The organism is Methylobacterium symbioticum (assembly GCF_902141845.1).
Lineage (GTDB): Bacteria > Pseudomonadota > Alphaproteobacteria > Rhizobiales > Beijerinckiaceae > Methylobacterium > Methylobacterium symbioticum.
In genome coordinates, this window is sequence record NZ_CABFPH010000003.1 from 42,747 (window position 1) to 66,230 (window position 23,484).

Below are 23,484 nucleotides of genomic sequence, written 5' to 3' on the forward strand. Positions count from 1 at the left end.
CCCTCCTACTGCCGGTCGATGTTGAACCACAGAGTGCGCACGAGCGTGGATCCGTGGTTCCAGATCCGGTGCGGACGCTGCGACAGGTAGGAGATCATGTCGCCGGGGTTGAGGATGTAGACCGCTCCGTCGACCTCCACCGTCAGCCGGCCCTCAAGCACGTAGCCGTACTCGAACCCGGCATGGGTGACGGGCCGGTCGTTGCTGCCGGTGTGGGGCTGATACTCGTTCACCGCCACGGTGACGCCGCGGGCGCGGTCGTCGCGCATCAGGCGGCGGATCACGTGCTGGGCCGTCTCGATGGCGGGCGGCTCGCTCGCCCGCACCACCAGCTTCTCCTCCGAGGTCGGCTCGCTTGCGACGAGTTCCGACATGGTGATGCCGAGCGCGCTCGCGATGACGACGAGCGATCCGATGGACGGCGAGGCGCGGCCCCGCTCGACCAGGCTGAGCATCGAGGTGCTGAGGCCAGACGCGGCGGCGAGCGCCTGCAGGGTCATGCTACGGGCGTTGCGGGCCTCCCGGATGCGCAGGCCGATCGCCGCGAGCGTCGCCGCAGTGCTCTCGGCGATCTCCGCCGCAGTCGCGGCAAGGGGCTCCTCCGGCGGGCGCTCCAACTGCGGGGTGTCTCGTTTCATGCCTCGGGTTCCTCGGGATTGGCCGCCGCGCAGCAAGCATTTCCGCTTGCGCGAGTTTTTCATACATGCAAAACAGTTTGAGTGGAATTAAAAAACGGAAATGCGGTATGACCTCCAACCCGGCGGGAACCGTCCGCGTCATCGACAGTGCGGTCGACTGTCCTGAGATACCGATCGTGACAGGCGGCGGCAATGCGCATGTCGTGATGTGGCCCGGAAACGGGGCGATATACAGGACCTTTCACCTCATTTCTCTGGATTTGTCCGGAAAGACCATTCCCCTGCAGCACTCATCCGACAGCGTATACTACATCGTGTCCGGCAAAGGCACCGTTACGGATGTCGCCGCGGGCGTCGTATCCGAGCTGACGGAAGGCGCGATGGTCCATATCGACCGCGGCGATACCTACATGTTCGCGGCGGATGGCATCTCGGGCATGCGCCTTCTGGGCGGCCCATGCCCGGCGGATCCGGACCTCTACGCGACCCTTCGTGCCTCCAAGTAGGTCGGTCATGGCGATTCGAGTCTTCCATCGCGATACCCCATCGCTGCGTCTTCCGCTCATCTCGAAGGATGCCCGGTTCGTCGTCTGGCCCGGAATCGGAGCCTGGATTGCGAATATGAACTACGTCCGCTTGGAGCCGGGGGAAGAGAACGTCCCGCACATCCACGTCGAGTCGGAAGACACGATCTTCATTCTGGAAGGCGAAGGCACGATCCAAGACTACACGAACGACGTCAGCCTGCCGTTCCATGCCGGCTGCGCGGTCCACGTGCCGGTGGGCATCAAGCATGCGGTCAAGGCCGACAGGGGCGTCGGCATCGTCAGCGTTGGAGGCCCGAGCCCGGCCGACGTGCCGCTTCTCAGGAAGGTCGGAGCGTTGTCGCCGGACGCGCAGGCGCCAGTCTGAGCCATGCGGATCGCCGTCGCGCAGTTGTCCGGCCGGATCGGCCAAGTCGAGGCCAACCGGGCCAGGAGCCGCACCGCCATCGCGGAGGCGGCGGCAGCGGAGTGCAGCCTCGTCGTCCTGCCCGAATTGATCGTCTCCGGCTACACGGTCGAGCCCGCCACGCTGCGGGACGCGGCCGAGCCGCTCCAGGGACCGACGCTCGAGCTCTGGTCCGGGCTTGCGCGCACGCACGGCATCCATGTGGCGGGCGGCTTCTGCGAACGCGAGGGCGACCACCTCTACAACAGCGCGATCCTGGTCGGCCCGGATGGCCTGCGGCTGCATTATCGCAAGTTGCATCTCTTCGACCGCGAGAAGGAGGTCTTCACGCCCGGCGACAAGGGGTTGCCGGTCGTCGAAACACCGATCGGCCGGATTGGCTTGTGCGTCTGCTACGATCTGCGCTTCGTCGAAGTGCTGCGCGGGCTCGCACTGGCAGGCGCCGAGATTGCGGCGGTGCCGACGGCCTGGGTTGGCGGCTTCGATCGTGGCGCCCGCGCGCCCGGATCGATGATCGGGCAGGCGCAAGGGGCGGTCCTCCAGGCCAATCTGGACCAGATCTTCGTCGCCTGCGCCTCGCAGGCAGGCATCGAGGGCGGGACCCGGTTCCTGGGTTCTTCCCTTGTCGCCGATCCGTTCGGCAACCTGCTTGCCGGGCCGCTCGCGGAGGATTGCGAGGCCACCGCTTGCGCCGATGTCGATCTGGCGCAGGTTCGTTCGGCCCAGAAGCGATCGGACCGAATCAGACCGCGCGCCGACCGGCGCACCGACGTCTACGCTCTTCGGGTCGGAATGGAACTCTACTGAATCCTCCCTGACTCTCGCCCGAACGCCTGCGGCGTCCGGATACCGTTCGAGCAAGGCTCAAGAAGGAGAACTGCCTTGAAGATCACTCAAGTCTTCACAGTTGGACGTCCCCTCCCGGTCGTGTGGGATTTCTTCCATGACATCCCCCGGGTCGCGGCCTGCGTACCGGGCGCAGAGTATCTCGGCGAGAAGGAGGACGGCCGGCATTCGGGCCGGGTGACGACGAAGGTCGGCCCGTTCCAGGCGAGTTTCGAGGGCGAGGCCGAGGTCACCTACGACGAAGGCACGCATGCGGTGACGGCAAACGGCAAGGGCGTCGACCGGAAGGGGGCCAGCCGCGGCAAGCTGGCCATGACCTGCACCTGCGAGGCCGCTGGCGACGCGACGAAGGTCACGGTCGACGCGGATATCCAGCTCTCGGGCCCGATCGCTCAGTTCGGGCGTACCAGCCTCTTCAATGAGGTGGCGGGCGTCCTGGTCCAGAGCTTCGTCCAGAACACCGAGGCACAACTCGCTCCGCTGGCGTCCGTCGAGGCTGCATCGGCCGGACAAGCACAGGCCATGCCCGCCCCTGTCCCGCCCACCAAGCCGGTCAGCGGCACATCCCTGATCCTGGCTTCCCTGAAGGCCTGGATCGTCGCGCTGTTCCGCAGGAAGGAAGCGGGCCGGAACGCCTGATACGGGCATAGGCCGAACCCGACCTCGCTCCGACACCCGCCCGAAGCGTCGGCCCAAGAGGGACCGCGACGGCGAAGCTTTGCCCAGACCAACCCCTTTGAAAGGAGAATCGACCCGTGAAGATCGTCGACCTGTCGCACCTGATGAACGTCCACACCCCTGGATGGGTGGGTTACGCCGGCAATAAGATGTACTACGCGCAGAACTTGCAGACCAAGCAGATCGTCGCGCAACGCATCGACACGGCCCTGCATGTCGGCACGCATATCGACGGCGCCATGCACGGCACCGACGGCATGGGCGATATGGCCTCCTACCCGCTCGACTTCCTGGTCGGTCCGGGGGCGGTAGTCGACGTCTCCCAGCACATGGACGATTGGGCCGTCATCACGCCCGAGATGATCGAGAGCGCTCCCGTCGAGGTGCGCGAGGGCGACATCCTGATCCTCCACACGGGCTGGCATCGTTACTGGGAGGGCAAGCCGCAGCAGGATCTCGTGCGCTACTTCTGCATGCATCCCGGCGGCAAGATCGAGCTTCTCGAATGGATGCTGGCGAAGAAGATCAAATGGTTCGGGGTCGATTGCGGCTCCGGCGACCACGCCATGAACACCTCGATCCGGCACATGCGTCCCGACTTGGCCAAGCGCTTCGAGCAGAAAGTTGGGATGACCTGTGATCAGTTCTTCGGCGATTACAGCTACACACACAAGCGGTCGGGCCGCGCCGTGACCGAGGAAATTTTCCCCTTCCACGCCTACGCGTTCCAGGAAGGGCTGATCCATGCCGAGAACGTCGGCGGCGACATCGAGCTGATGCTGAACAAGCGCTCGATCATTGGAGCCTTCCCGTGGCGCTACGATGGGCTCGAAGCCTGCCCCTGCCGGATCGTCTGTTTCGACGGCATGGACGAGGCGGTGGAAGCCGTCGGTGACGCTGCCAAAGCGGTCCTGGGCCCGCGCAGCATTGCCGCAGGATTGATGAGCGGTGGTCCTGACGGGCGCTGATCCTTGCAGCCTGCCCGGCTCAAAGTGGATTCTGAGCCGGGCAAACCGATTGGAGGCCGCCATGCGCTTTCTCAACAGAGCCTTTCTGTCATTGTCGTTGAGCTTTGTTCGATTCGCTGCATCAAATTCTATATTTGATGCCAATTGTTGGAATATTAGATCTGAGTAATTTTAAAATTATATAATATCCATGGGAAAAGAAATAAATCAGGATAAAATATTTTCGACATAATCATTGAGTATTTTATAATGTAATATGAGATCATATTGCGGCACACGCCGACATTGGCGTCGTCGGGCCTGGACCACGGCTACCGACCCTTTCCGGGCGCTGGGAACGTTCGCTCTCAGGTACTTGGAGGAATCCCATCGAAGCGGAGGCGGGCATCGAGGACGCTTTGATGACTGGCTTCTGCCCATTCGATCAACACTCCCAGGGGGCCTAGGAGAGAACGACCCAGATCCGCCAAACGATATTCAACGCTCGGCGGGCTGGTTGGGAATACATGGCGGGTGATGAGCCCATCGCGCTCCAGATTACGCAGACACTGCGTCAACATTCGCTTCGAGATATCGGGGATAGACCGGTTCAGCTCGCCGAAACGCCGGGGACCGCCGGCCAGTGCGATCACGATCAAGGTCGTCCATTTGTCGCTGAGGTGATCGAGCACGTTCCGGACCGGGCAGCGGGTCGGATCGAGCCTCATGCGCTGCCAGTCATCGAACTTGCTGGCCAGCTTGTTCTCATCACTCATGCGGGCGGTACCTTCCAAGTAACCAGGGTCCTAGAACCTGCCTCCTTACAGGCAGTGAAGGTCTCAGTTATAGACCTTGTGCGAAAAACGAACCGCTTAGGATTTTTCCCTATGACGCTCTCATCGCACACACGTCTGTTCGTGACAGGGGCCACTGGCCAACTTGGGCGCCTCGTCATCCAAGCCCTGCTCCGGACCGTGCCCGCCGCCCAGGTGATCGCTGGTGTCCGCCACGCTGGAAGCGAAGGGGCCAGGAAGCTGGCCGGGCTCGGCATCGCGGTACGCACGGCCGACTATGCAAAGCCCGGCACGCTCGCCGCGGCGTTCGAGGGTGTCGAGCGGCTGTTGCTAATCTCCTCCAGCGAGGTCGGCCAACGCGTCGTCCAGCACCGGAACGTCATTACCGCCGCTAAGGCCGCGGGTGTCCGCCTGATCGCCTATACCAGCGTCCTACGTGCCGACACGTCACCCCTGGCTCTCGCGGAGGAACACCGCACCACCGAGGCGATGCTCGCCGAATCGGGGGTGCCCCATGTCCTGTTGCGCAACGGCTGGTACACAGAGAACTATGCAGCCTCGATCCCGCCCGCACTCGCCCACGGCGTCATGCTTGGTAGCGCAGGGGAAGGCCGGATCGCCTCGGCGGCGCGGGCCGACTATGCGGCGGCCGCGAGCACCGTGCTGACAGCCGACACCGACCAGGGCGGCCGCATCTACGAATTGGCAGGCGACGAAGCCTACACGCTATCCAGCTTCGCCGAAATTGTGTCGCAGGCCTCGGGCAAGCCGGTTGCCTACAAGAACCTGCCCGAGGCGGAATTTAAGGCTGCCCTGATAGGCGCAGGACTACCTGAAGCCTTCGCCGGCCTTCTGGCAAACTCAGATGCTGCCGCAGAGAAGGGGGCCCTCTTCGATGACGGCCGCCAACTCAGCAAGCTCATCGGGCGGCCGACCACCTCCACCACATCGGTAATTGAGGCAGCACTCAAGGATTGATCCGCAAGACCCTGTCGCCCGGGAGCTGTACAAATCGCCCGTGGCAGCGAATTTGTGCCTATGGCGGGATGTCTGCCCCGGGGCGCAAGGCCAGGGTCCGGTCGTCACCCCATCCGGACCTTCAGCGGCAGCGCCCCGAATATCCGCAAGGGGTCATTCGGCACCCTGGGGGCGATCATACTACTGGTACACCGCGGCCCTTTCGACCGCGGCGCCCGGTTCAGATTTCGGTCTGCTCTGAGAGGATCAGTGCGTCGTCAACCTCAATGCCGAGTTAGCGAACCGTGCTCTCAAACTTGGTATGACCAAGGAGCAGCTGGCAGGCTCGGATATTGCCGGTTCGCTTGTAGACCAGCGCGACCTTCGTGCGGCGCAGGCTGTGCGTGCCGAACGCCGAAGGGTCCAGGCCGATCAGGGCAACCCACCGGTGTACCAGCCGACTATAGTGCCGCGTCGTAAGATGCTCTCCGAGTCGACTTCGGCTTGGAAACAGCCAGTCGCCGGCTTTCAACCTGCGCGCAGTCAACCAAGCCGCGAGAGCCTCGCGCGTCGGTTAGGTAATCCCGAACGGAACCGGCCTGCCGGTCTTGCGCTGGCAGACGGTCGTTCGAAGACGCACGGCGTCGCCCAGGTAGATGTCGCTCACGCGCAGGCCAACGAGATCACACCCGCGCAGCTTGCTGTCGACGGTAAGGTTGAACAGGTCAAGGTCTCGGGTGCGGTTGGCGAGCTGGAGGCGCGTGCGCAGGGCCCAGATGTATTTCGGCTTCAGCGGCGGCTTGGGTCCGACGATACGGCCGCAGTTCCAGGGAACACGCGTGCTTGAGGGAACGGCAACGACTTCGGGCATGGCTGGCTCCTGAGTTGAGGAGCTTCTCATGAGGAATCCGATGCTGCCGCTGAGCCTAATGTCGAATGACGGCTCTCTGCAGCACAAGCCGACAATGGAGCCGGCGGGCCTGGACTACTGCTCGCGACCCATTCCGGAGTCAGGAAAGGTCCGCTTCCAGGCAGTACGTTGGGCTGGCTTTGGCTGCTCATGGCCGAAGGTAGAACGGCGGCTTTCGGGCAAATCACTGAGCTAAGTGGACCTCCCAGTTCGGCTCACACCGCTGCCATCACCCAGGTGCACCCCCAAAGTCCCACCTTGAGGCCGGATCAGTCTTGCGCTGGAATTCGACCTACAGATTGTACCCGCAGGCCCTCTCAGAGGGCTCGTGCATAGCCTGGAGTCAGGCTGATCATCTGCGCCGTGTCCTGTGATAGCCGTGCCTCGGTAAGCTCGACCTCAGCATCGTCCTTCACAGCCTCTTTGACCAACCGGACTGCGCTTTCCGCATCCTCGGCGATGATCGCGTAGAACACGGTAACTTGGCCCGTCGGCATCTCGGCATCAGCGCGGGTGACCTTCACGATGAGGGCAGTTTGGTTCGGTTCAATCATAGCTTGATCGTGTACAGAGTGGGCGCGCCAACCAAAACCACGGTGGAATTCCTTTCCACTTGCATCATCATAGATTGACCCGGCAGGGGGGCGGGCGTCTTATATTTGATTGATCTTATCGAAGTGGTGATGGCCGGCAACTCGGATGGGTTGGATGCCCAAAAGAGTCGGCCGACCTTCCGTGACCGTCACCCTCGCGACCACTCCCCCGAGCGTCAGGCGTCGAAAGTGTTTCGCGAATGTCTCCATTGCCGGTAAATAGATCAGCGCCGCCGTAGGGCAGCCGCTGGGTTTAGATCCCGCTCCATAGCGGCCAGCGCGCTTTCGTGCGCCTTTTGCTCGCTCACGTGCGGCCGATCTGATCGCTCGGTGAGCTTGCCGTGCTTGCGCATTGCCCAGCCGAAATGCCCTGCGGGCTTCATCAGAGGTGAGACCTCGATGGAGTAAGGACGAGGTACGGCCTCAGTCATGATGATCACCTCTCCAGTGCTCAGGACGCGAGAATGAGCTCGCCCTCGCGCATCGCGCGCTCGCCAGTTAACGATTTCACGCGGTAGGACGGCTCGCCTGAGCGATCCTCAGGCATCAGGCGAACCACCTCAAAGAAGTCGCTTAACGCGCTTCTGGAGTCAGCGTGTACGACGTTGACCAGCCGGACACGCTGGCCGATCTTGAACTTGTGAGACATCCATCGTCCTCCGTGAGCCATGAACTGTGCGGAAGGTGGGCAAGCTATCGACGCGCTTTCACCTTGGCCTTGCGGGCAGCGAAGCGCGCGTCGCGTGCGGCTTTCTGCTCGACGGCGAGGGCAGCTTGCTGCTCGACCCTCTCAGCAGCCAGACGAACAGCTTCAGCAGCCTCTCGCTCTCTCGCTGCAAGGGCCTCAGCTTCGCGCTGAGCTTCGGCGGCTAGGCGGGCGGCCTCCCGTTCGTTAGCGCGAACCTCTCGTGCTTGAACGATGGCCCACCTTGCAGCCTGCCGGGCGAGAACGGCCGGGTCATTCGCTGCGGGGCGTGCCCGAAGCCGGGCAATGGTGGCCCGCCGCGCCTTCGCAGCGGCCTCAAGTCGATCAACGAGCTGGTCGGTTTTGAATTGACCCACGTAAATTCCTTATGCTCACCATGGCGTCGCGCTGGTGACGACAAAGAGATGAAGCCGCCCCATGGGGAGCGGCTCCGAACGCGTCAGTGATTGACGAGCAGGGCTCAAGCGGCCTGGAGGCTGCCGGCCGACTGCTTGCCGGTGCGGCGGTCGGTTTCCATCTCGTAGGAGACCTTCTGGCCCTCAACGAGGTTGCGCATGCCGGCACGCTCAACGGCCGAGATGTGCACGAACACATCCTTGCTGCCGTCCTCAGGCTGGATGAAGCCGAAGCCCTTGGTGTCGTTGAACCACTTAACGGTGCCAATGCTCATAGGTATTTCCGTATTTCGGTAGGCAATCGAAGAGAGCCCAGCGCATGCATTGCACGCGCTCGGAGGTTGGCCGTCGAAATGTGGGAGAGATGCAGACTGCGCACCCGAATGGGCGGCACGGCCGGATGTCTGGCCAAAGATCGATCACTAAATCTAACACGTCAGAAATAAATTCACAACCAAGCGGCCAGAATTTTCTGGAATTTCGAGTCTCTCAGCGGCGCATCTGGCTGATATAGAAGGCGAAACGGCTGTCATTTATTTTTTGGACTCTCATGGAAGCCAGACGCTGGCTCTCTTCGACTGCGCATGAGTCTCGGAACGCTTCCCCCCGAGCTGTGCACCCTATCGATGTTGAGGCGCCTTTGATGATCCGTGCGCCGACGCTCTGATTGACGACGCTGAAGGCCGCGCAACCGAGTAGCCGACCTCCACAGTCTCGCCGTGTTCGAAGCGCCATATCAGGTCCTTGGCCGCACTTGGCTTTCTGCGCAAGGCGAGCCGATCGTTTGAGAGGGCTGCGTGCTCAATTCCGTGATCGCGATCTTCACCGTGCTTGCCGTTCTGCTGGCATGGGCGTTGGTCAAGCTACCGCTTTTACCATTCCGCTTTGCTCGCGGATTGATGCGTCGGAGATCTGTCCCGGTCTGAGATTGAGAGGCGATCTCGCTTGGCCGGACGCCTGACAAACAGTGCGACATCTGCCTGCGCCCTCTCCAACGTGGTGTTGTGAGGCGACATCGTTGATCAGCTTGTGCAAAGCTGGCGCGGTCGGATGTTGTGTCTCGTCAATCGGCACGGGCAGGGTCGCCGCCATGGAGGCAAGCGGACCGGGAGTGTGAAGCAAGGGCCCGGCCCGCCCGCCGCACGACGAGATGAACGATATCCTTCGATATCCTCGTCGGGCTGCCTCAGCCTAATGCTTGGCTGCAGCGCTGGTTGCATTGGCTGAGCCGAGAGCGGGTCAGGCTGGCCTTATCAGTGGATGGGCGAGCGAGACCGCTGCGGGCTGCACTCGGCGGATCTACAACCGCTCAGCCTACGGCCTCGTGGTCAGCCAGGAGGGTGGTCCAGCCTTCACGGTTCGGCCGGGTACCTCTAGGTCCATTCAACTCTCTCGGTCGGACAAGATTGGTTTCGCCGTCTACTGCTCGGCCGATCGTGACAGCACCCCCCTGTTTGGTTGCTGTGTCATGTCACTTGTGCTCGCGTGGGCCTTGAAGAAGCGCACCATCTCGCGGCTGGCGTCTGGACCGAGGGGATCCGTGTAGCTGCCGTTCGGACTTCCACCGGACCAAGCATGCCCGACCCCGTGCAGAACCCACTGCTCCAGCACCTCTCCACCTGAACCGTCAGACTGCACGGTGCGGGTGTAGGTCACGCCACCTGCACTCTGCCCATGCTTGACGACCTTGCCCAATGCACCCGCAGGCTCGGCTTGCGCGATGATGCGGTCGCCGTTGATGGGGTTGACGGTGCGGTCGGCATCACCGTGGAAGACGATAGTTGGGACTACGGCGGACGATCCCCGCGGCTGGGTTATCCCACCCCCGTTCATGGCAGCGAAGGCGGACGGCATATCCTTGGCTGCGCCGTACGGAAGTCCTGAGTGGACGCCGATTGCAACGAACAAATCGGGGTAAGTGATCGCCATAATCACCGCAGCTGCGCCGCCGGCTGATAGCCCCGCAGCGTAGACCCGGGCCGGATCCGCCGAGAACTCCCGAATGACCTCACCCGTAATGCCAGCGATCAGCGAGGGCTCGCCGGTGCCGCGCTGCTGATCGGCAGCGTTGAACCAGTTCCAGCACTTCTGCATGTTGGCCGCTTGCGGCTGGCTCGGGTAGGCCACCAAGAAGGTCTGCTCCTCGGCAAGCTCGTTCATGCGCGACCCGGCAGCGAAGTCATCTGGCGACTGAGTGCAGCCATGCAGCATGACGACAAGAGGAAGGGCTTGGCCCGTATAGCCGCTTGGGACGTAGACCTTGTAGTTCCGGCTGCCTGCCGCGTTGGAGAAGGTCCGCTCCTCGTATCGCGCACCCTCGGGCACCGGGATCCGGGAACGCTGCGGCGATCCGATGCCCTCGCCGAGGCTGGGCAGCGGGCCCATCTTTGGGAAGCGCTCACGCAGGGACCGTAGCGTCTCTGCAAGGCCTCGGCGCTCTGAGGCGGTTGCTCGACCAGAGAGTGCCTCGCCGGCCGTCCCCGTCCCGAAGCCGGGCGCGGTCCAAGCGCCTCCGGGCATTGGAGGCGCCACCATGTCGATCGTCGGCCTAGATTGGTCCGTATTGCTGCGAATGTGACTTGCAACCTTACGGGGCGCCACCGCGGTTTGGTAGACGCTGAGCGTCCCTGAAGCAGTGCCATGGCCTCGGTGAACTGGCCAGCGCGGGTGAGACGGGTCACCTCAGCCATGTCGATGTTGGGGAGCGCGTTCATTATCATGATCCTGGATGAAGTCGTCGCGTCGGCGCAGCGGAGCTGACCGTCAGCGCGGATGGGTTGGGGCTAGAGATCAGGCTGTACGATCGGCCAACGCTTCCTTGACCTTTGGGCTGGCGTGAAAGGCGCCGAGCACCTGAACTGAGGCAATGGCTGCGCGGGCGAGTTCAGGCGTCACGTCAGAGGCGATGCTGGCGAGGCCGAGAACCTGAATGTGGAGCGGAGTGCTGGCGTCTCTCGCCGCTTCCAGATCCTGCCGAGTGTAGTGAGAAAGGCCAAGGCTAAGCTGCTTGCGGGCGACGGAGTGCTGCACCGCATCGCCTTGCCGCTCGAGTTGGTTGCGGACAGCCGTTCGGATGAAGTCGGCGCGGTTGGAGTAGAAGCCGTCCCGAACCAGCAGGTCGATGCGACCGAGATCGACGAAGCCGAGGTTGATCGTGAGCTTCTCGCTCTCAGGTGTCTTGGGCCGAAGGTCGTGAACGTTGCCGGCCATCTGTAAGCCATCCCATAACCATCCGTCTGGATGGTGAGGAGATGGTAGCCCGCGATGAACATACAAGGGTGAGGCTCTCGCCCTCCACTGACCAGGGACCGCGGCCTCTCCAGATAGGCGACCCAGGGGGCAGTGACATCCGAGACGAGCAGTCTCGGAAAGGCGGGCGGCGGCGCACTCACAAGGCTTTACCCACAGTCTGTGACTGGGCTTGAGCCGAGGTCTGCTTTGGAGAGGGCGACAAAGGTCTCCGAATGGCCAGGATCGGCGCGAAGCCGAAGGTCCTCTGCTGGGAGTAAGGCCAACTGCCGCTTCCGACCCCACCCGGACCTTCGGCGGCCTCACCCTGAATCTCCGCAATGGGTCACGAGTTCGCACGCCACTCGTTCAGCTATGCGCCATAAGCGGAAATCGGTGGTCAGCCCGAAACCGGACCTTCGGCTCTACGCTCCATTACGGCCATTCGTTAGACGTCTTTGCTATCTTCACAGCGGACGTCAGCTCAGGTCGGATTGCAGGTCTCAAACGCGTCGCTCTAGGTCGGGCGATCACGATATTGCTCGACCTTGATCACCTCAGAGGTAGTTGAGACTGCGCTGTCGAAGGGTGACACCGGGAGGACACCGCCGGCCATCTGGCGGAAATCCTCTCTCTCCGGATCTAGGCGCTCACCATGTCCCGCTTCCCAATCCAAACCGTCGACAGCGCGCCTGAGGCGTCCCGGCAGGCCGTCGAGGCCCTGCGTACCGCCTTCGGATTCCTCCCGAACGTCGCCGGCACGATGGCCACGTCTCCCGTCTTGATCGGGAGCCTCATCGCGTTGTTCGGCAAGGTACACGGTGGCAGTTTCACCGAGGCGCAGATCCAGGTGCTGCTACTGACCAATGCTGTCACGAATGGAAGTAATTGGGCAGTCGCCTTTCACAGCGCACTGGCGCTGGAGCAGGGGATCGATCTCTCTGACGTCAGTGCCGTGCGTTCAGGCACCGTGCCGAGCGAGCCCAAGCTCACGGCCGTCTCGAGGCTCGCCAGGACCCTGATCGAGAAGCGGGGCAAGCTCACTCAGGAGGACAGCGACGCGTTCCTCGACGCAGGGTTTACTCCGGAGCAGCTGCTGGAGGTCATCGCCGTCACAGCAGCCTCGACCATCACCAACTACACCGCGAATGTGACGAACCCACCGCTTGAGTCACGGTTCAGTGTCCAAGCATAGGGTTAGCCGCGCGACGTGCGTGATGCCGGTGCAGGTACGACGGAAGGACGGGCCGATCATGCCATCCTCAACCATGGGAGCGCTCGGCCCCGGCTCGGCTGGTATCCTTTTGCGGCAATGGCGCGACCTGCGCGGTCTGTCGCAACTCGACCTGGCGCTCGAAGCGGGCGTCTCTCAGAAACACGTCAGCTTCGTTGAGCGCGGCCGCAGTCGGCCAAGCTCGCAAATGGTGATCGACCTCGCAGAGGCGCTCGATGTGCCGCTGCGCGAGCGGAACACGATCCTGCTCGCGGCCGGCCACGCACCGCGGTACTCGGTGGCGGCGCTGGATACACCGTCCCTGGCGCGCATCGACGTGGCCCTGCGCCGGATGTTGCGGCAGAACGAGCCCTATCCAGCGGTGGTCATGGACCGCCACTGGAACGTGATGATGGCCAATGACGCGGCTCCACGGTTCTTCGGCCGCTTCGTCGACTTGGCTGCACTCCCGACACCGCGCAACCTTCTCCGCCTGATCTTCGACCCGGACGGACTTCGTCCATTCGTCGTCGACTGGCCGAGGACATCGCGCATGCTGCTCACTCGGGTCCGCCGCGAAGCCTTGGGCGGCCTCATAGACGCGGGCACCCGCGAACTCCTGGACGATCTCGAACGGCGAGCCGGTCCAGACTCGCGCCGGACCGTTCCAGATCACGAGCACGCGTCGCCGTTGATCCCGCTGACCTTCAGCAAGAACGACGAGACCTGGAGCTACTTCTCGCTGGTTACGACCGTCGGCACCCCGCAGACGGTCGCGGCTCAGGAGTTTCGCTTGGAGTGCATGATGCCGGCGGACGAGGAGACTGAGCGGCGGCACGTCGCCTCCGTCTCTCTGCGCCCTGACGATGAGGCAGCCCCGCCATGAACCGCTCACAGGTAGGCAGGGCCGCGCCGGCATGCAGCGAGAGGCCAGGATCGGACGGGCTTAAGCGGCGGGATGGTACCGGCAAATCGATCAGGGCGGGGCGGCAGTTCCGGAGCCGGTACTGGTATCATAATGGGCCTGCGCGGCGCCGATGGCGTCCAGATGCTGAAAAGCCCAGGCGCCCAGCGCCTTTACCGGCTCCGCGAGCGAGCGGCCCAGGTCGGTTAGCTCGTAATCGACACGAGGCGGTATCGAGGGTGTGACGGTGCGGTTCACGAGGCCATCCCGCTCCAAGTTTCGCAAGGTCAACGTCAGCATGCGTTGCGAAATGCCGCCGATGCTGCGCTTCAACTCGCTGAAACGGTGCGGCCCACGATGCAGAAGCATGATCACGAGCACGCTCCACTTGTCGCCTATACGAGCCAGGATCTGAGAGGCCCTGCGGCAGTCCGAGGAGGGTGAAACGACGGGTTCGGTCACATCCATGTAACCTCAGTATCAAACATGTGCCGTCTTGTGGCGGTCAGCCCATATCATATCATCTCGCGGTCACAAAGGAGAACTGGGTTCCGAGATGAAACTCCTGCACGTCGATACCAGCATCCTCGGGGCCGGATCGGTCTCGCGCGAGCTGTCGGCCCTGATTGTCCGGAAGCTGACTGCTGGCGCCGAAGCCGAGCTCATCTACCACGACCTCGCTGAGGAGGATCTGCCGCATCTAACGCTCGCGGCCCTGCCGAGTGCGCATCCGCGGTCCGCCCAGGCGGGCGAGCTCGACGCCGATGGTCAGTCTCGGCGCGATGCCAGCGACCGGCTCCTCGACGAATTCCTCGCGGCCGACATCGTGGTAATCGGCGCGCCGATGTACAACTTCGGCGTCCCCTCGCAGCTCAAGGCCTGGATCGACCGCTTGGCGGTGCCCGGCAAGACCTTCCGCTACGGCGAGGGTGGTCCGGAAGGGCTCATGCGCAGCAAGCGCGTCGTGGTCGCGCTTGCCCGCGGCGGCTTCTACGGTCCGGAGACGGCGATGGTATCGGTGGAACACGCACAGAGCTACCTACGTGCAGTTCTCGGTTTCCTGGGCATTTCCCCGGAGTTCATACTGGTCGAGGGTCTGGCGGCCGGCGAGCAAAACAAGGCGCATGCAATGGCCGCGGCCCGCGACGCCATCGGGCAGCTCGCCGCATAGATCGCATCCCGCCGTTCCGGGCCGCGGTCCGGCAATCCGCCGGGCAGACGGGCGGCCTGTCTTGACGATGGCATCGTTCCCCATGTTTCGGCCCCGAAATTTCGGGACATCGCCTTGAAGCCGAAAGTCAGACGGCCTGCCTTACCACAGGCCCCGTCATGATTGGTGTCCAGTCGCAGTGTGATGAATCGCACGTCACGTTGGCCTCAGATCTCACAAGACCCGTGCGTGTCTGTTGAGTGCTCGGCAACCGAAATCTCCGCGTCCGAGCCGAACGCCGGAATCGCTCTGCTCAAACACGACGCTCAACCCGGACGGAATGCGTATGTCCTTATCCCTATACAATGTTTCCGTCCCAGTATTCACGCGCGGCCTGACCATCCTCTCGACCCTACTTGCTAAGGCGGAGGCGCATGCATCCGAGACCGGTGAGCCACTTGCGTCCTATGTGGAGGCACGGCTCGCGCCCGATATGTTGACGTTGGCCGGCCAAGTGCAGCGTGCCTCTGACACCGCGAAGTTCGGCGGTGCGCGCCTCACCGGTGCTTCAGCTCCGTCGTTCGCGGACGATGAGACTACCTTCGACCAACTGCGGGAGCGCTGTTCGAGGACTATCACCTATCTGGGCACTCTACCTCCCCCCGCCTTTGAGGGCAGCGAGGCGCGGCCGGTCACCTTCGGTGGCGGGACCAGCAAGCAGACGCTTCCCGCCGAACGCTACGTCCTCCAGTTCGCGCTGCCGAACTTCTTCTTCCACGTCACCACGGCCTACGACATCCTCCGACACAAGGGCGTGTCCGTCGGCAAACGTGACTACCTCGGCCCCTTCGACGAGACCTCCTCCTGACTGTAGTTAAGCGAGGCTTGCCTCTCTAGTCACAGCCAAGGACAATGATAGCGTAATAGTAGCTGTTGAATATATGGTTCTCGGCTGGTCGCCCGCTTCGACAAATTCGATATCTGGAGGCTGATGTCCAGCTTTGCGCTCAATCGCCGCAGTACAGCGGCCTGCGGTCGCATCCTGGAAGCAGACATCAGGACAGCGCTGGCATCGGGTCTAGATCGCGCCACGAGAAGACCTGAATCAGACCTTTCGCAAGGGGACGGCATGTCCTGCAAACAGGACATTCGCTTGATGTGCCGCATAGACGTCCGTTGCCGACTATGCCCAATGGGAGAGTAGCAGCTGGCGTCAGATCTGCTTACGGTGCTCCACAAGAGAGCAGAAATTGTCATACTCGGCCGGATCGACTCGATAGGAGTGATCGTCGTCGGGGAAGGTCACGGCCTTGACCTCCTCGACATACCGGCGAATGCCGCTGACGGCGACCTCGGTAAGATTAGCATAGCGCTTCGTGAACTTCGGCTTGAAATCCGTGAAGACCCCGAGCAGGTCGTAGGCGAGCAGGATCTGCCCGTCACATCCGGCGCCGGCGCCGATCCCGATGGTCGGGATCGTGAGCTGCTCGGAGATCAGCTGTGCGATGGGGGCTGGGACAGCCTCGAACTCCAGCATGAAGCAGCCCGCATCCTCGATGGCGAGCGCGTCCTCCAGGATCTTCATTGCGGCTTCCGCTGTGCGGCCCTGAATCTTGAAGCCGCCGAAATTCGCGATGGTGTGCGGCGTTAGGCCGATATGCGAGGCAGTGGGGATGCCTGCATCGACAAGTGCCTTCAGGATGTGCGCCTGGCTCCGGCCGCCCTGGGGCTTCACCGCATCGCACAGCGCCTCCTGCATGAAGCGGGAAGCGTTGGTCAGGGCGCGGTCGACGGTGTTGTAGCTCTGGTAGGGCATGCAGCCGAGCACGAACGTGTTCGGCGCCCCGCGGCGCACCGCCTGGGCGTGCAGGATCATCATGTCCATGGTCGCCGGGATGGTGCTGGCATGGCCATGCGCGACCATTGCCAGGCTGTCGCCGACCACTGCCACGTCGACGCCCGCCATCTCGGCCCAGCGAGCGGAAGTGTAGTCCGGCACCGACATGTAGGCGATCTTCTCGCCCGTGCGCTTGGCCGAGCGAATGTCGAGAATCGTCCGCTTCTCGACCTTGCGCGCAGCCTCGCCTGCGCCGGTGCCAGCAGCCGTGCTCATCTCTGCTCCTAAGGCCAGGTAAGTTCTCGGTGCGGCAAAGACAGCCTGTCGCTGATTTCTTTGGAAAGCGCCGCAGATCCAGTGCGGCCTAGCCCAGGCGCTGGAGGACCCGGTCGATGTCGGCCGAGCTCATCTCCCACTCGTTCTGGAAGTTGGCCACGACGTCACGCATGAAGGCGCGCTCGAGTCGCTCCGCCCGGGCGGCGTCGCCAAGGTGATCGACCAAGATGGCGTAGGCGAGTTGCGAGGGTTCAGGACCCTCGTAGCTCCATTCGAAGCCATTGCGGGTGTAGCACTTCTTGTCCGTGTGCTCGGCGAGCGGCTCGCCGTCCACCGTAACGACGATACCGTCGATGGTGCGGTCGCCGACATAGACCTTGTTCACGAGCGCGCCTCCCTGAGCTGGTGGCGTGGCGTGCGGCCCTCGGAGCGGGTACGCATCACCTCGGGGAAGATCCAGAGGCTGACCACCATGAAGGGGCCGAGAAATGCGACGGCCCATTGCGGACCTGTCTGACCGAGGTAGCCCATGTAGAACCAGCCAGCGAGCGCCGCCAAGGCAACGGCCACCGACAGGCCGAACTTGATCGGAAACGGCATCTGTTCCCTCCCGGAACTGCTTGGTGTCAGAGGCTGAAAACCGAGCCGACGTGTTGGAGCAGCCCGAGCGCTGCGCCGACGCTTGCCAGCACGATGGCGAGGCCGGCCACGCCGTCGCGCCAGCGCTGGGGCCAGACGTTGAACAGGCCCGGCGCGAACAGCAGGGCAAAGCCGCTCACGATGACGAGGCTCGTCCAGCGCAGGTTTGCCGCGCCGTAGGCCACACTGCCGCCGATCAGGGCGAGCAGGAGCAGCACGTTGACCGTGATCAGAGCGAGACCGAGAGGCCTCTTTCTCAGGTCAGGCCGCGTCTCTAGCGGGAACATGCCCGTCAGAACGTAGAACCCGGTGCTGGCCACTCCCGCAAAGAGGCCGAACCAGAGCAGGGCCGCCACGTTCGGCTCGATCATGTTCATGCCTTCCTCCTCGATGTTCCTGCTGGCTTGTGCTTAACTCCGCGACCTCGAATGGACGCCGCGGGACTTGTTGGCGTGTCAGGGTCACTCGGCGGGCTGCATGGCGCCGGTCTCGGATGAGCCAGGCGTGCGCGAGGTCTTGCGCATGTCGGTCTTCACATGGCGCGTGTCGTACCCGTTGAAGAGCGTCCCGAGCAGGCCGCGGTTGAGGTCCGAGGTGCCGAACAGCCAATCCATGATTGGGAAAGTAAGGTTCATGTTGCGCTCCATCATGATCGACTGATCGTGATGGGCCGTGTGGTGTCGCCGGTTCGTGTTGATGAACGGCATGTTGCGGACGAACCAGTTGTCGTCGACATGGCAGCAGAAATGCATGAACTCGTAGATCAGGTAGATGCTCGTTGTGGTGGTGATGAACAGCCAGCCGACATTCGGCGTGAACACGTTGGCGAGCACGATCGCGCCGGGGATCGACATCAGCGTGAAGGTGGCCAGGGCGTAGGGCGGAAAGAACGTCACCCGGTAGTCCTTGTGGTCGGCAAAGCGCATCTCGTGGTCGGTGAAGAACTGATGATGCTGCAGCGTGTGGCGGTTGTAGACCGCACGCGCGATCGGATTCTTCGACGGGCGGTGCATCACGTAGCGATGCAGCCACCACTCGAAGAAATTGCAGAACATGAACACGACCGGCACCGCGGCGAGCTCAAGCCAGCTCGGTGCGTGGATGTTTGAGATGTAGATGTACAAGGCGGTCAGGCCGATCGTGTAGATGATCGCGATGTGCAGGAAGCCGTTGTACCAGCCCGCAACCCGCTGGCGGTAGTTGGCGCGGTAGGCGCGCTGCCGCTCGCTCATACTCGTGGCTGCGAGTTCCATGGCGTCTCCTCCTATCTTGGATAGCTTTAGGATACCGCTGATATATCAGAATGCAACGAGAAATGCGCTGCCGGCCGCCTGGGCGCGAACGCGCCCAGACGTGGCGCCACTTCCCCTATCAGTCGGAAATCGCCTCCAGAGAACGGCCCTTAGTCTCGATGCCGAGAAAAGCCACGCTCGCGGCCGCGATCACAAACGATCCGGCGCCCAGCGCGAAGACGCCGCCGTGGCCAAGCGTGGGCAGGATGATGCCGATGGCGTAGGGGCCGATCAGCGAGCCGACGCGGCCGACCGCGGAAGCGCACCCCGCTCCCGTCGCACGCGACCGCGTCGGGTACAGCTCGGGCGTGTAGGCGTAGAGCACCGACCACATCCCAAACAGGAAGAACTGCATCATCAGCCCGAAGGCGATGAGCCAGTTGAAGCTCGGGGAATGTCCGTAGAGGTAGGCCGCCACCGCACTGCCGAGCAGCATCAGCACGGCAGTCGGCTTGCGGCCCCAGCGCTCAACGAGGATGGCCGAGGTGATGAAGCCTGGCACGCCTGCCAGCGAGATCAGGATCGTGTAGACGACGGACTTCGTCACGCTGTAGCCGGCCTCTTGGAGCAACGCGCCGAGCCAGGTGGTGAGGCCGTAGAAGCCCAGCAGCGCAAAGAACCACGTCAGCCAAATCATCACGGTACGGCTGGCATAGCCCGGGCTCCACAACTCCAGGAACGAGAAGCGCCGCTCGCCGCGCGCCGCTTCCGGCAGGGGCTCGGGCTCCGGCAAAGCGCGGCCGTCAAGGCGTTCTTCCACCTTCGCCTCGATCTCGCTCATGACCCGGTCCGCCTCCTCGTAGCGGCCGCGATCGGCGAGCCAGCGGGGCGACTCAGGCACGAAGAACCGGATCACGAAAAGGAACAAGGCAGGGATCGCCTGGGCCAGAAACACGGCCCGCCAGTCGAAATAACTCAGCAGCACGTAGCTCAGGCAGCCCGCCGCGATGAAGCCGAGCGGCCAGAAGCCCTCCATAATCGCGAGGTAGCGCCCTCGATTGGCGGTGGGCAGGAACTCCGAGACGATGGCCAGGGCGACCGGGAACTCCATGCCCATGCCGAAGCCGAGGAGCAGGCGTGCGTAGCCGAGCGCGGTCGCGTCGGGCGCGTAAGCGCACCAGACGCTGCCCAGGCCCCAGAAGATCATGCTGACCTGGAAGACGACCTTCCGTCCAAAGCGGTCGGCGAGCATGCCGGAGATGCCCGCCCCGAGGAACATGCCGATGAAGCTCATGCTGGAGAGCAGGCCCGCCTGAGCGGTCGAGAGACCGAACTCCGTCTTGATCGAGCCGAGCAGGAAGGTGAGCGAGCCGAGGTCGATCGAGTCAAAGAACCACGCGGTCGCGATGATCAGGAAGATGTTGCGCTGGAACTGCGTCATCGGCAGGCGCTCCAGGCGCGCCGCAACCATCGCCCGCGAGGCACGTACCGTCGCGACCTCGGCGGCTTGCTCAGGCACGACCGTGCCGGCTCCTATGGCGATCTGCCCTACCACGTCTGCCTCCCTGGCATATTATATCTGCGTGAGAAACATGTCGGATATGCATGAGATGCGCAAGATATATCAATAGGTGCTCACTTGAGGATCTTCCACGGGCAGGCCATGTGCCTGTCGGCTCCGCGTGGTACTCAGGACACCGGCAGCAGCGTTGGGGGGACGATGAACTTCGTGACCGGCAAGACCTCTGCTCTCCGAGAAGGGGCGCGTGGCCGGAAACGGGCGCGCAAGTCCGTGGCCGAGGCGCCCGGTCAAACTCCGGTCCAGGCCTCGGATCGGGGCGACCTGCCCGACCTCTCGCTCACCGAGCAGGCCTACCAGCAGCTGGAGGAGTTGATCACTACGCTCGCCCTGCCGCCCGGGATGGTGCTCGGAGAGCAGAACCTGGTTCAACGGCTCGGGATCGGGCGCACGCCGATTCGCGAGGCGCTGCAGCGCCTCGCCCGCGACGGCTTGGTCGTAGTGATGCCTCGGCGCGGAATTCTTGTCTCCGAGATCAACATTCGCACCCAACTCCGGCTCTTAGAGACACGTCGCGTCCTAGAGCGCCTCATCGCCCGCCTCGCCGCGGAGCGAGCCACCACGGAGGAGCGCGAGGTCTTCGCGAGCCTTGCTCAAGACATGCGAGAAGCGGCCGCGGCGGCCGACGACCTCGCTTTCATGCGTCTCGACAGCCAGTTCAACGAGCTAATCGCGGCCGCGTCCCGCAATGAGTTCGCGGTGCGCGCACTCGCTAACATGGCCGGGCTGTCGCGGCGCTTCTGGTACCAGCATTACAAGCAGGCCGCCGATCTACCGCTGAGTGCGACCCTGCACGCCGATGTATGCGAAGCCGTTGCCAAGCGGGATGCGCAAGCCGCGGAGGCGGCATCGGACCGTCTAATCGATTACATTGAGAGTTTCGCACGCAAAACACTCGACACGTAGAGTCCGGGAGCAAATCGCCTGAAAGTACCTGCTGACCTTCGACTTCGCTGATCCGGTCCCCATGCCAGCATATTGTGTGAGTTTCGTGTTTAACCGCTGCAGCACGAAACACTGTGCAGCTGGCCCCTAAGTCTCTGCGATATCGAACCCGATGCACTTGTGATGCTCAGTTCAGCTGATTAACGTCGGCTCAAGGCTACGAAGCGATAAATCACATCAGGACCAACAAATGCATGCTTCCCACCTTGTCCCGACCTCAACTCGTGATCGCTTTTGGGAAGCAGTGACAGCCGGCAGCATGCTGGGCATAGACAGGTGAGGATCCGTCCGCTTTTGCTGAAGCCCTAGCTTAGAAGCAGCCATTCCGCTTCCCGCCAGCATCGATCGCCAGGCGGTACCTCAGACGCTCCGAAGCGGACGTTTCGAGGGCTTGCTACAGACCAAAAGTGCGCCTCGCTCACGGCGGTCGGCCATGCTCGGCTACGACCTCGCTCGGGACCTTGAAGTTCGATCAGCACGGCGGAGGGACCAGTCCGCTGGCGGCAGCCGGTGAGGTGATGATCGGAGGCTGGCTTCAGAGCAGGCCGCCTTTCGGGCGCGCCGGTTTAGTATGGTCATAGTAGGGGAGGTGGATCCAAGCCTATCCAACTCGAGCCAATCACATCTGGACCTAAGTCGCATTGGTAGTAGGGAAATTCCTGTCCCCTCCGTCCGAGTCCAACGCTTTCCTGTTTCGGGCCCGCTAATTCGTAATGAGGGGGGCGGCGGTTCGAATCCCTCTTGCGGCACCACTACTTAGCCCTGTGCTCACTTGCCGAGATATGGCGCCGGTAAGCACATAGGAAGCAGCTTGGCCGAGACACCCGCCGTTAGCCAACTCGCCATGGCGGTTGCCGCCGACGAAATGGGCGCTTTGTAGACCGCTCCTTGCCAAGTCGGACATCGAGCCTCCACTGATTCGCAGAGGCAATCTGCTCGACCGCGTCGAATCAGCCGTGGCGCACCAAGCCTGGGCCGCCGCCGTGGCGATCGCACCGCGAGCCGAGGTGGAAGTAGATGACCAAAGGCCTTTCTGGTCATTTGGTCGCTTGCGTTTACGCTCCTCTGGCCGCTTGGGGGCACGGTGTCTTGCGCAAGAGCGCAAATGCCCAAATTGGAGGTCAGCCTGGCGGACGTCAGCGTGTGCAACACGAAGGGGGCGTCGGGAAAACGACGCGGGTCATCGGCGTTGCCGACGCCTTCGCGCAGCGAGGCGACCAGGTCGCCGTGATCGACGCCGATCCGGACGGGCATGTCACACCTCGGCCGGCCCGCTCGTCATAGCTTCGAACGTCGATCTCCGGCGTTCCGAGCACTGGGATCCGTCATGAGCCAGAACAAACGGCTGGTCTGGAACGAGGTGGCACCGCAGGGTGCGAAGGCGCTCTTCGGCATCCACCACTACATCACCACTGGCACCAACCTACCCCACGAACTGATCCACCTCGTCTTCTTGCGCGTGTCGCAGATCAATGGCTGCGCGCATTGCATCGACCGACACACCCGTGACCTCCTCCAGACGATGCCGTTTGAGACGGTCGCCCTGGTTCCGGTCTGGGCCGAGGTGCCGCACCTGTTCCCCGACCAATACTGCGCTGCGCTCGCGTGGGCGGCGGAGGTCACGCTGGTCAGCGAGACACGCGCCTCCGACGAGGCCTATGCGGCCGCAAGCGCGGCTTTCACGCCAAAGGATCTTGTGGATCTCACGATCACCATTGCGGCGATGAACGCGTTCAATCGGCTCGGAGCGCCCTTCCGGCTCCCGGTCGCGGCGAAGGCCTGAACTCCTGCTCAGCACGGCCGTTGCTGGGGCAACGGCAGCCTTCCGGGCTCCCAAGCGATAGGCAGATCGGAAGCTTTCCCATCTTCAGCGGTCGTGGGGCGCGATCCATCAATCTGCCGAGCAGCGAACTTCCTGAGGGTCTGTAAAGGGCGGAAAGCGGCTGATGGTCATTCGGGTGGCGACGGACACGATCGCGCCAGCAGCAGTCCTCCAAGCCGCAAGTCCAAAGAAACTCTTTCAAAGTCAATCCCGCGCCTCGCTGAATGTATTGCCTTGCGGCCTT

General features: G+C 63.0%; 28 protein-coding genes and 2 pseudogenes. 13 read left to right on the plus strand and 17 right to left on the minus strand.

Annotated elements, in window-relative coordinates; translation table 11 throughout:
- Window positions 1-5 precede the first annotated feature (5 nt).
- Window positions 6-638, minus strand: coding sequence for a helix-turn-helix domain-containing protein (locus MET9862_RS01885; protein ID WP_185156717.1), 633 nt, complete (start codon window positions 636-638; stop codon window positions 6-8).
- A gap of 107 nt (window positions 639-745) precedes the next feature.
- Here MET9862_RS01885 and MET9862_RS01890 point away from each other — a divergent pair, with 107 nt between their 5' ends.
- The 5 genes from MET9862_RS01890 (at window position 746) to MET9862_RS01910 (ending at window position 4,081) form a co-directional block, all read left to right on the plus strand.
- On the plus strand, window positions 746-1,144 hold the full coding sequence (locus tag MET9862_RS01890) for a cupin domain-containing protein (RefSeq protein ID WP_142581417.1): 399 nt from the start codon (window positions 746-748) through the stop codon (window positions 1,142-1,144).
- A 115-nt stretch (window positions 1,145-1,259) separates the two neighbouring features.
- Window positions 1,260-1,550, plus strand: coding sequence for a cupin domain-containing protein (locus MET9862_RS01895; RefSeq protein ID WP_210248081.1), 291 nt, complete (start codon window positions 1,260-1,262; stop codon window positions 1,548-1,550).
- Window positions 1,551-1,553: 3 nt separating this feature from the next.
- Window positions 1,554-2,396 (plus strand): nitrilase-related carbon-nitrogen hydrolase, encoded by an 843-nt coding sequence (locus tag MET9862_RS01900; protein ID WP_142581419.1) that lies wholly within the window; start codon window positions 1,554-1,556, stop codon window positions 2,394-2,396.
- 75 nt (window positions 2,397-2,471) lie between these two features.
- On the plus strand, window positions 2,472-3,074 hold the full coding sequence (locus MET9862_RS01905) for an SRPBCC family protein (protein ID WP_185156718.1): 603 nt from the start codon (window positions 2,472-2,474) through the stop codon (window positions 3,072-3,074).
- 116 nt (window positions 3,075-3,190) lie between these two features.
- Window positions 3,191-4,081 carry a cyclase family protein gene (locus tag MET9862_RS01910; RefSeq protein ID WP_142581421.1) on the plus strand — a complete coding sequence of 297 codons (891 nt, stop codon included), beginning with the start codon at window positions 3,191-3,193 and terminating at the stop codon, window positions 4,079-4,081.
- 347 nt (window positions 4,082-4,428) lie between these two features.
- On the opposite strand, the gene MET9862_RS01915 is transcribed toward MET9862_RS01910, so the two are convergent.
- On the minus strand, window positions 4,429-4,836 hold the full coding sequence (locus MET9862_RS01915; protein WP_142581422.1) for a winged helix-turn-helix transcriptional regulator: 408 nt from the start codon (window positions 4,834-4,836) through the stop codon (window positions 4,429-4,431).
- A 111-nt stretch (window positions 4,837-4,947) separates the two neighbouring features.
- On the opposite strand from MET9862_RS01915, the gene MET9862_RS01920 reads away from it, so the two are divergent.
- Window positions 4,948-5,832 carry an SDR family oxidoreductase gene (locus MET9862_RS01920; RefSeq protein WP_142581423.1) on the plus strand — a complete coding sequence of 295 codons (885 nt, stop codon included), beginning with the start codon at window positions 4,948-4,950 and terminating at the stop codon, window positions 5,830-5,832.
- A 274-nt stretch (window positions 5,833-6,106) separates the two neighbouring features.
- On the opposite strand, the pseudogene MET9862_RS01925 reads toward MET9862_RS01920, so the two are convergent.
- The 8 genes and pseudogenes from MET9862_RS01925 to MET9862_RS01960 form a co-directional block, all read right to left on the minus strand.
- Window positions 6,107-6,682 (minus strand): annotated as a pseudogene (locus tag MET9862_RS01925) (tyrosine-type recombinase/integrase).
- A 356-nt stretch (window positions 6,683-7,038) separates the two neighbouring features.
- On the minus strand, window positions 7,039-7,275 hold the full coding sequence (locus tag MET9862_RS01930; RefSeq protein ID WP_142581424.1) for a hypothetical protein: 237 nt from the start codon (window positions 7,273-7,275) through the stop codon (window positions 7,039-7,041).
- Window positions 7,276-7,538: 263 nt separating this feature from the next.
- A complete protein-coding gene (locus tag MET9862_RS29905; RefSeq protein WP_142581425.1) occupies window positions 7,539-7,745 on the minus strand; it encodes a hypothetical protein in 207 nt (68 codons plus the stop codon).
- A 20-nt stretch (window positions 7,746-7,765) separates the two neighbouring features.
- Window positions 7,766-7,963 carry a hypothetical protein gene (locus MET9862_RS01940; RefSeq protein WP_142581426.1) on the minus strand — a complete coding sequence of 66 codons (198 nt, stop codon included), beginning with the start codon at window positions 7,961-7,963 and terminating at the stop codon, window positions 7,766-7,768.
- Window positions 7,964-8,007: 44 nt separating this feature from the next.
- Window positions 8,008-8,376, minus strand: a complete 369-nt coding sequence (locus tag MET9862_RS29910; RefSeq protein WP_142581427.1) for a DUF6481 family protein — start codon at window positions 8,374-8,376, stop codon at window positions 8,008-8,010.
- Window positions 8,377-8,480: 104 nt separating this feature from the next.
- Window positions 8,481-8,690: a cold-shock protein gene (locus tag MET9862_RS01950; RefSeq protein ID WP_142581428.1), complete on the minus strand. Its 210-nt coding sequence runs from the start codon at window positions 8,688-8,690 to the stop codon at window positions 8,481-8,483.
- A gap of 1,144 nt (window positions 8,691-9,834) precedes the next feature.
- Window positions 9,835-11,129: pseudogene (locus tag MET9862_RS01955) on the minus strand (extracellular catalytic domain type 1 short-chain-length polyhydroxyalkanoate depolymerase).
- Window positions 11,130-11,205: 76 nt separating this feature from the next.
- Entirely contained in the window at window positions 11,206-11,625 is a 420-nt protein-coding gene (locus MET9862_RS01960) for a ribbon-helix-helix domain-containing protein (RefSeq protein ID WP_142581429.1), read from the minus strand.
- Window positions 11,626-12,298: 673 nt separating this feature from the next.
- On the opposite strand from MET9862_RS01960, the gene MET9862_RS01965 reads away from it, so the two are divergent.
- Window positions 12,299-12,838 carry a carboxymuconolactone decarboxylase family protein gene (locus tag MET9862_RS01965; protein WP_142581430.1) on the plus strand — a complete coding sequence of 180 codons (540 nt, stop codon included), beginning with the start codon at window positions 12,299-12,301 and terminating at the stop codon, window positions 12,836-12,838.
- Window positions 12,839-12,860: 22 nt separating this feature from the next.
- Window positions 12,861-13,742: a helix-turn-helix domain-containing protein gene (locus tag MET9862_RS01970; RefSeq protein WP_306438886.1), complete on the plus strand. Its 882-nt coding sequence runs from the start codon at window positions 12,861-12,863 to the stop codon at window positions 13,740-13,742.
- A 90-nt stretch (window positions 13,743-13,832) separates the two neighbouring features.
- On the opposite strand, the gene MET9862_RS01975 is transcribed toward MET9862_RS01970, so the two are convergent.
- Window positions 13,833-14,228: a winged helix-turn-helix transcriptional regulator gene (locus tag MET9862_RS01975; RefSeq protein ID WP_142581431.1), complete on the minus strand. Its 396-nt coding sequence runs from the start codon at window positions 14,226-14,228 to the stop codon at window positions 13,833-13,835.
- A gap of 88 nt (window positions 14,229-14,316) precedes the next feature.
- Between MET9862_RS01975 and MET9862_RS01980 the strand changes: the two genes are divergently transcribed.
- Both MET9862_RS01980 and MET9862_RS01985 read left to right on the plus strand, forming a co-directional pair.
- Window positions 14,317-14,931, plus strand: coding sequence for an FMN-dependent NADH-azoreductase (locus MET9862_RS01980; RefSeq protein ID WP_142581432.1), 615 nt, complete (start codon window positions 14,317-14,319; stop codon window positions 14,929-14,931).
- A gap of 325 nt (window positions 14,932-15,256) precedes the next feature.
- Window positions 15,257-15,778: a DUF1993 domain-containing protein gene (locus MET9862_RS01985; RefSeq protein ID WP_142581433.1), complete on the plus strand. Its 522-nt coding sequence runs from the start codon at window positions 15,257-15,259 to the stop codon at window positions 15,776-15,778.
- Window positions 15,779-16,123: 345 nt separating this feature from the next.
- On the opposite strand, the gene panB is transcribed toward MET9862_RS01985, so the two are convergent.
- From panB to MET9862_RS02015, 6 genes are all read right to left on the minus strand, one after another.
- A complete protein-coding gene (gene panB, locus MET9862_RS01990; protein WP_142581434.1) occupies window positions 16,124-17,023 on the minus strand; it encodes a 3-methyl-2-oxobutanoate hydroxymethyltransferase in 900 nt (299 codons plus the stop codon).
- An 88-nt stretch (window positions 17,024-17,111) separates the two neighbouring features.
- Window positions 17,112-17,408 carry a DUF6166 domain-containing protein gene (locus tag MET9862_RS01995; RefSeq protein WP_142581435.1) on the minus strand — a complete coding sequence of 99 codons (297 nt, stop codon included), beginning with the start codon at window positions 17,406-17,408 and terminating at the stop codon, window positions 17,112-17,114.
- A complete protein-coding gene (locus tag MET9862_RS02000) occupies window positions 17,405-17,623 on the minus strand; it encodes a hypothetical protein (protein ID WP_142581436.1) in 219 nt (72 codons plus the stop codon). Before MET9862_RS02000 ends, MET9862_RS01995 begins: the two co-directional genes overlap by 4 nt.
- Before the next feature lie 26 nt (window positions 17,624-17,649).
- On the minus strand, window positions 17,650-18,039 hold the full coding sequence (locus tag MET9862_RS02005; protein ID WP_142581437.1) for a hypothetical protein: 390 nt from the start codon (window positions 18,037-18,039) through the stop codon (window positions 17,650-17,652).
- 84 nt (window positions 18,040-18,123) lie between these two features.
- Window positions 18,124-18,915, minus strand: a complete 792-nt coding sequence (locus tag MET9862_RS02010) for a sterol desaturase family protein (RefSeq protein ID WP_142581438.1) — start codon at window positions 18,913-18,915, stop codon at window positions 18,124-18,126.
- A gap of 118 nt (window positions 18,916-19,033) precedes the next feature.
- Window positions 19,034-20,449 carry an MFS transporter gene (locus MET9862_RS02015; RefSeq protein WP_142581439.1) on the minus strand — a complete coding sequence of 472 codons (1,416 nt, stop codon included), beginning with the start codon at window positions 20,447-20,449 and terminating at the stop codon, window positions 19,034-19,036.
- A gap of 165 nt (window positions 20,450-20,614) precedes the next feature.
- Between MET9862_RS02015 and MET9862_RS02020 the strand changes: the two genes are divergently transcribed.
- The 3 genes from MET9862_RS02020 (at window position 20,615) to MET9862_RS02030 (ending at window position 23,201) form a co-directional block, all read left to right on the plus strand.
- Complete coding sequence (locus MET9862_RS02020) at window positions 20,615-21,379, plus strand: GntR family transcriptional regulator (protein ID WP_142581440.1); 765 nt, start codon at window positions 20,615-20,617, stop codon at window positions 21,377-21,379.
- Window positions 21,380-22,435: 1,056 nt separating this feature from the next.
- Window positions 22,436-22,702 carry a nucleotide-binding protein gene (locus tag MET9862_RS29915; RefSeq protein ID WP_244612522.1) on the plus strand — a complete coding sequence of 89 codons (267 nt, stop codon included), beginning with the start codon at window positions 22,436-22,438 and terminating at the stop codon, window positions 22,700-22,702.
- Window positions 22,703-22,745: 43 nt separating this feature from the next.
- Window positions 22,746-23,201: a carboxymuconolactone decarboxylase family protein gene (locus MET9862_RS02030; RefSeq protein ID WP_142581441.1), complete on the plus strand. Its 456-nt coding sequence runs from the start codon at window positions 22,746-22,748 to the stop codon at window positions 23,199-23,201.
- Window positions 23,202-23,484 lie beyond the last annotated feature (283 nt).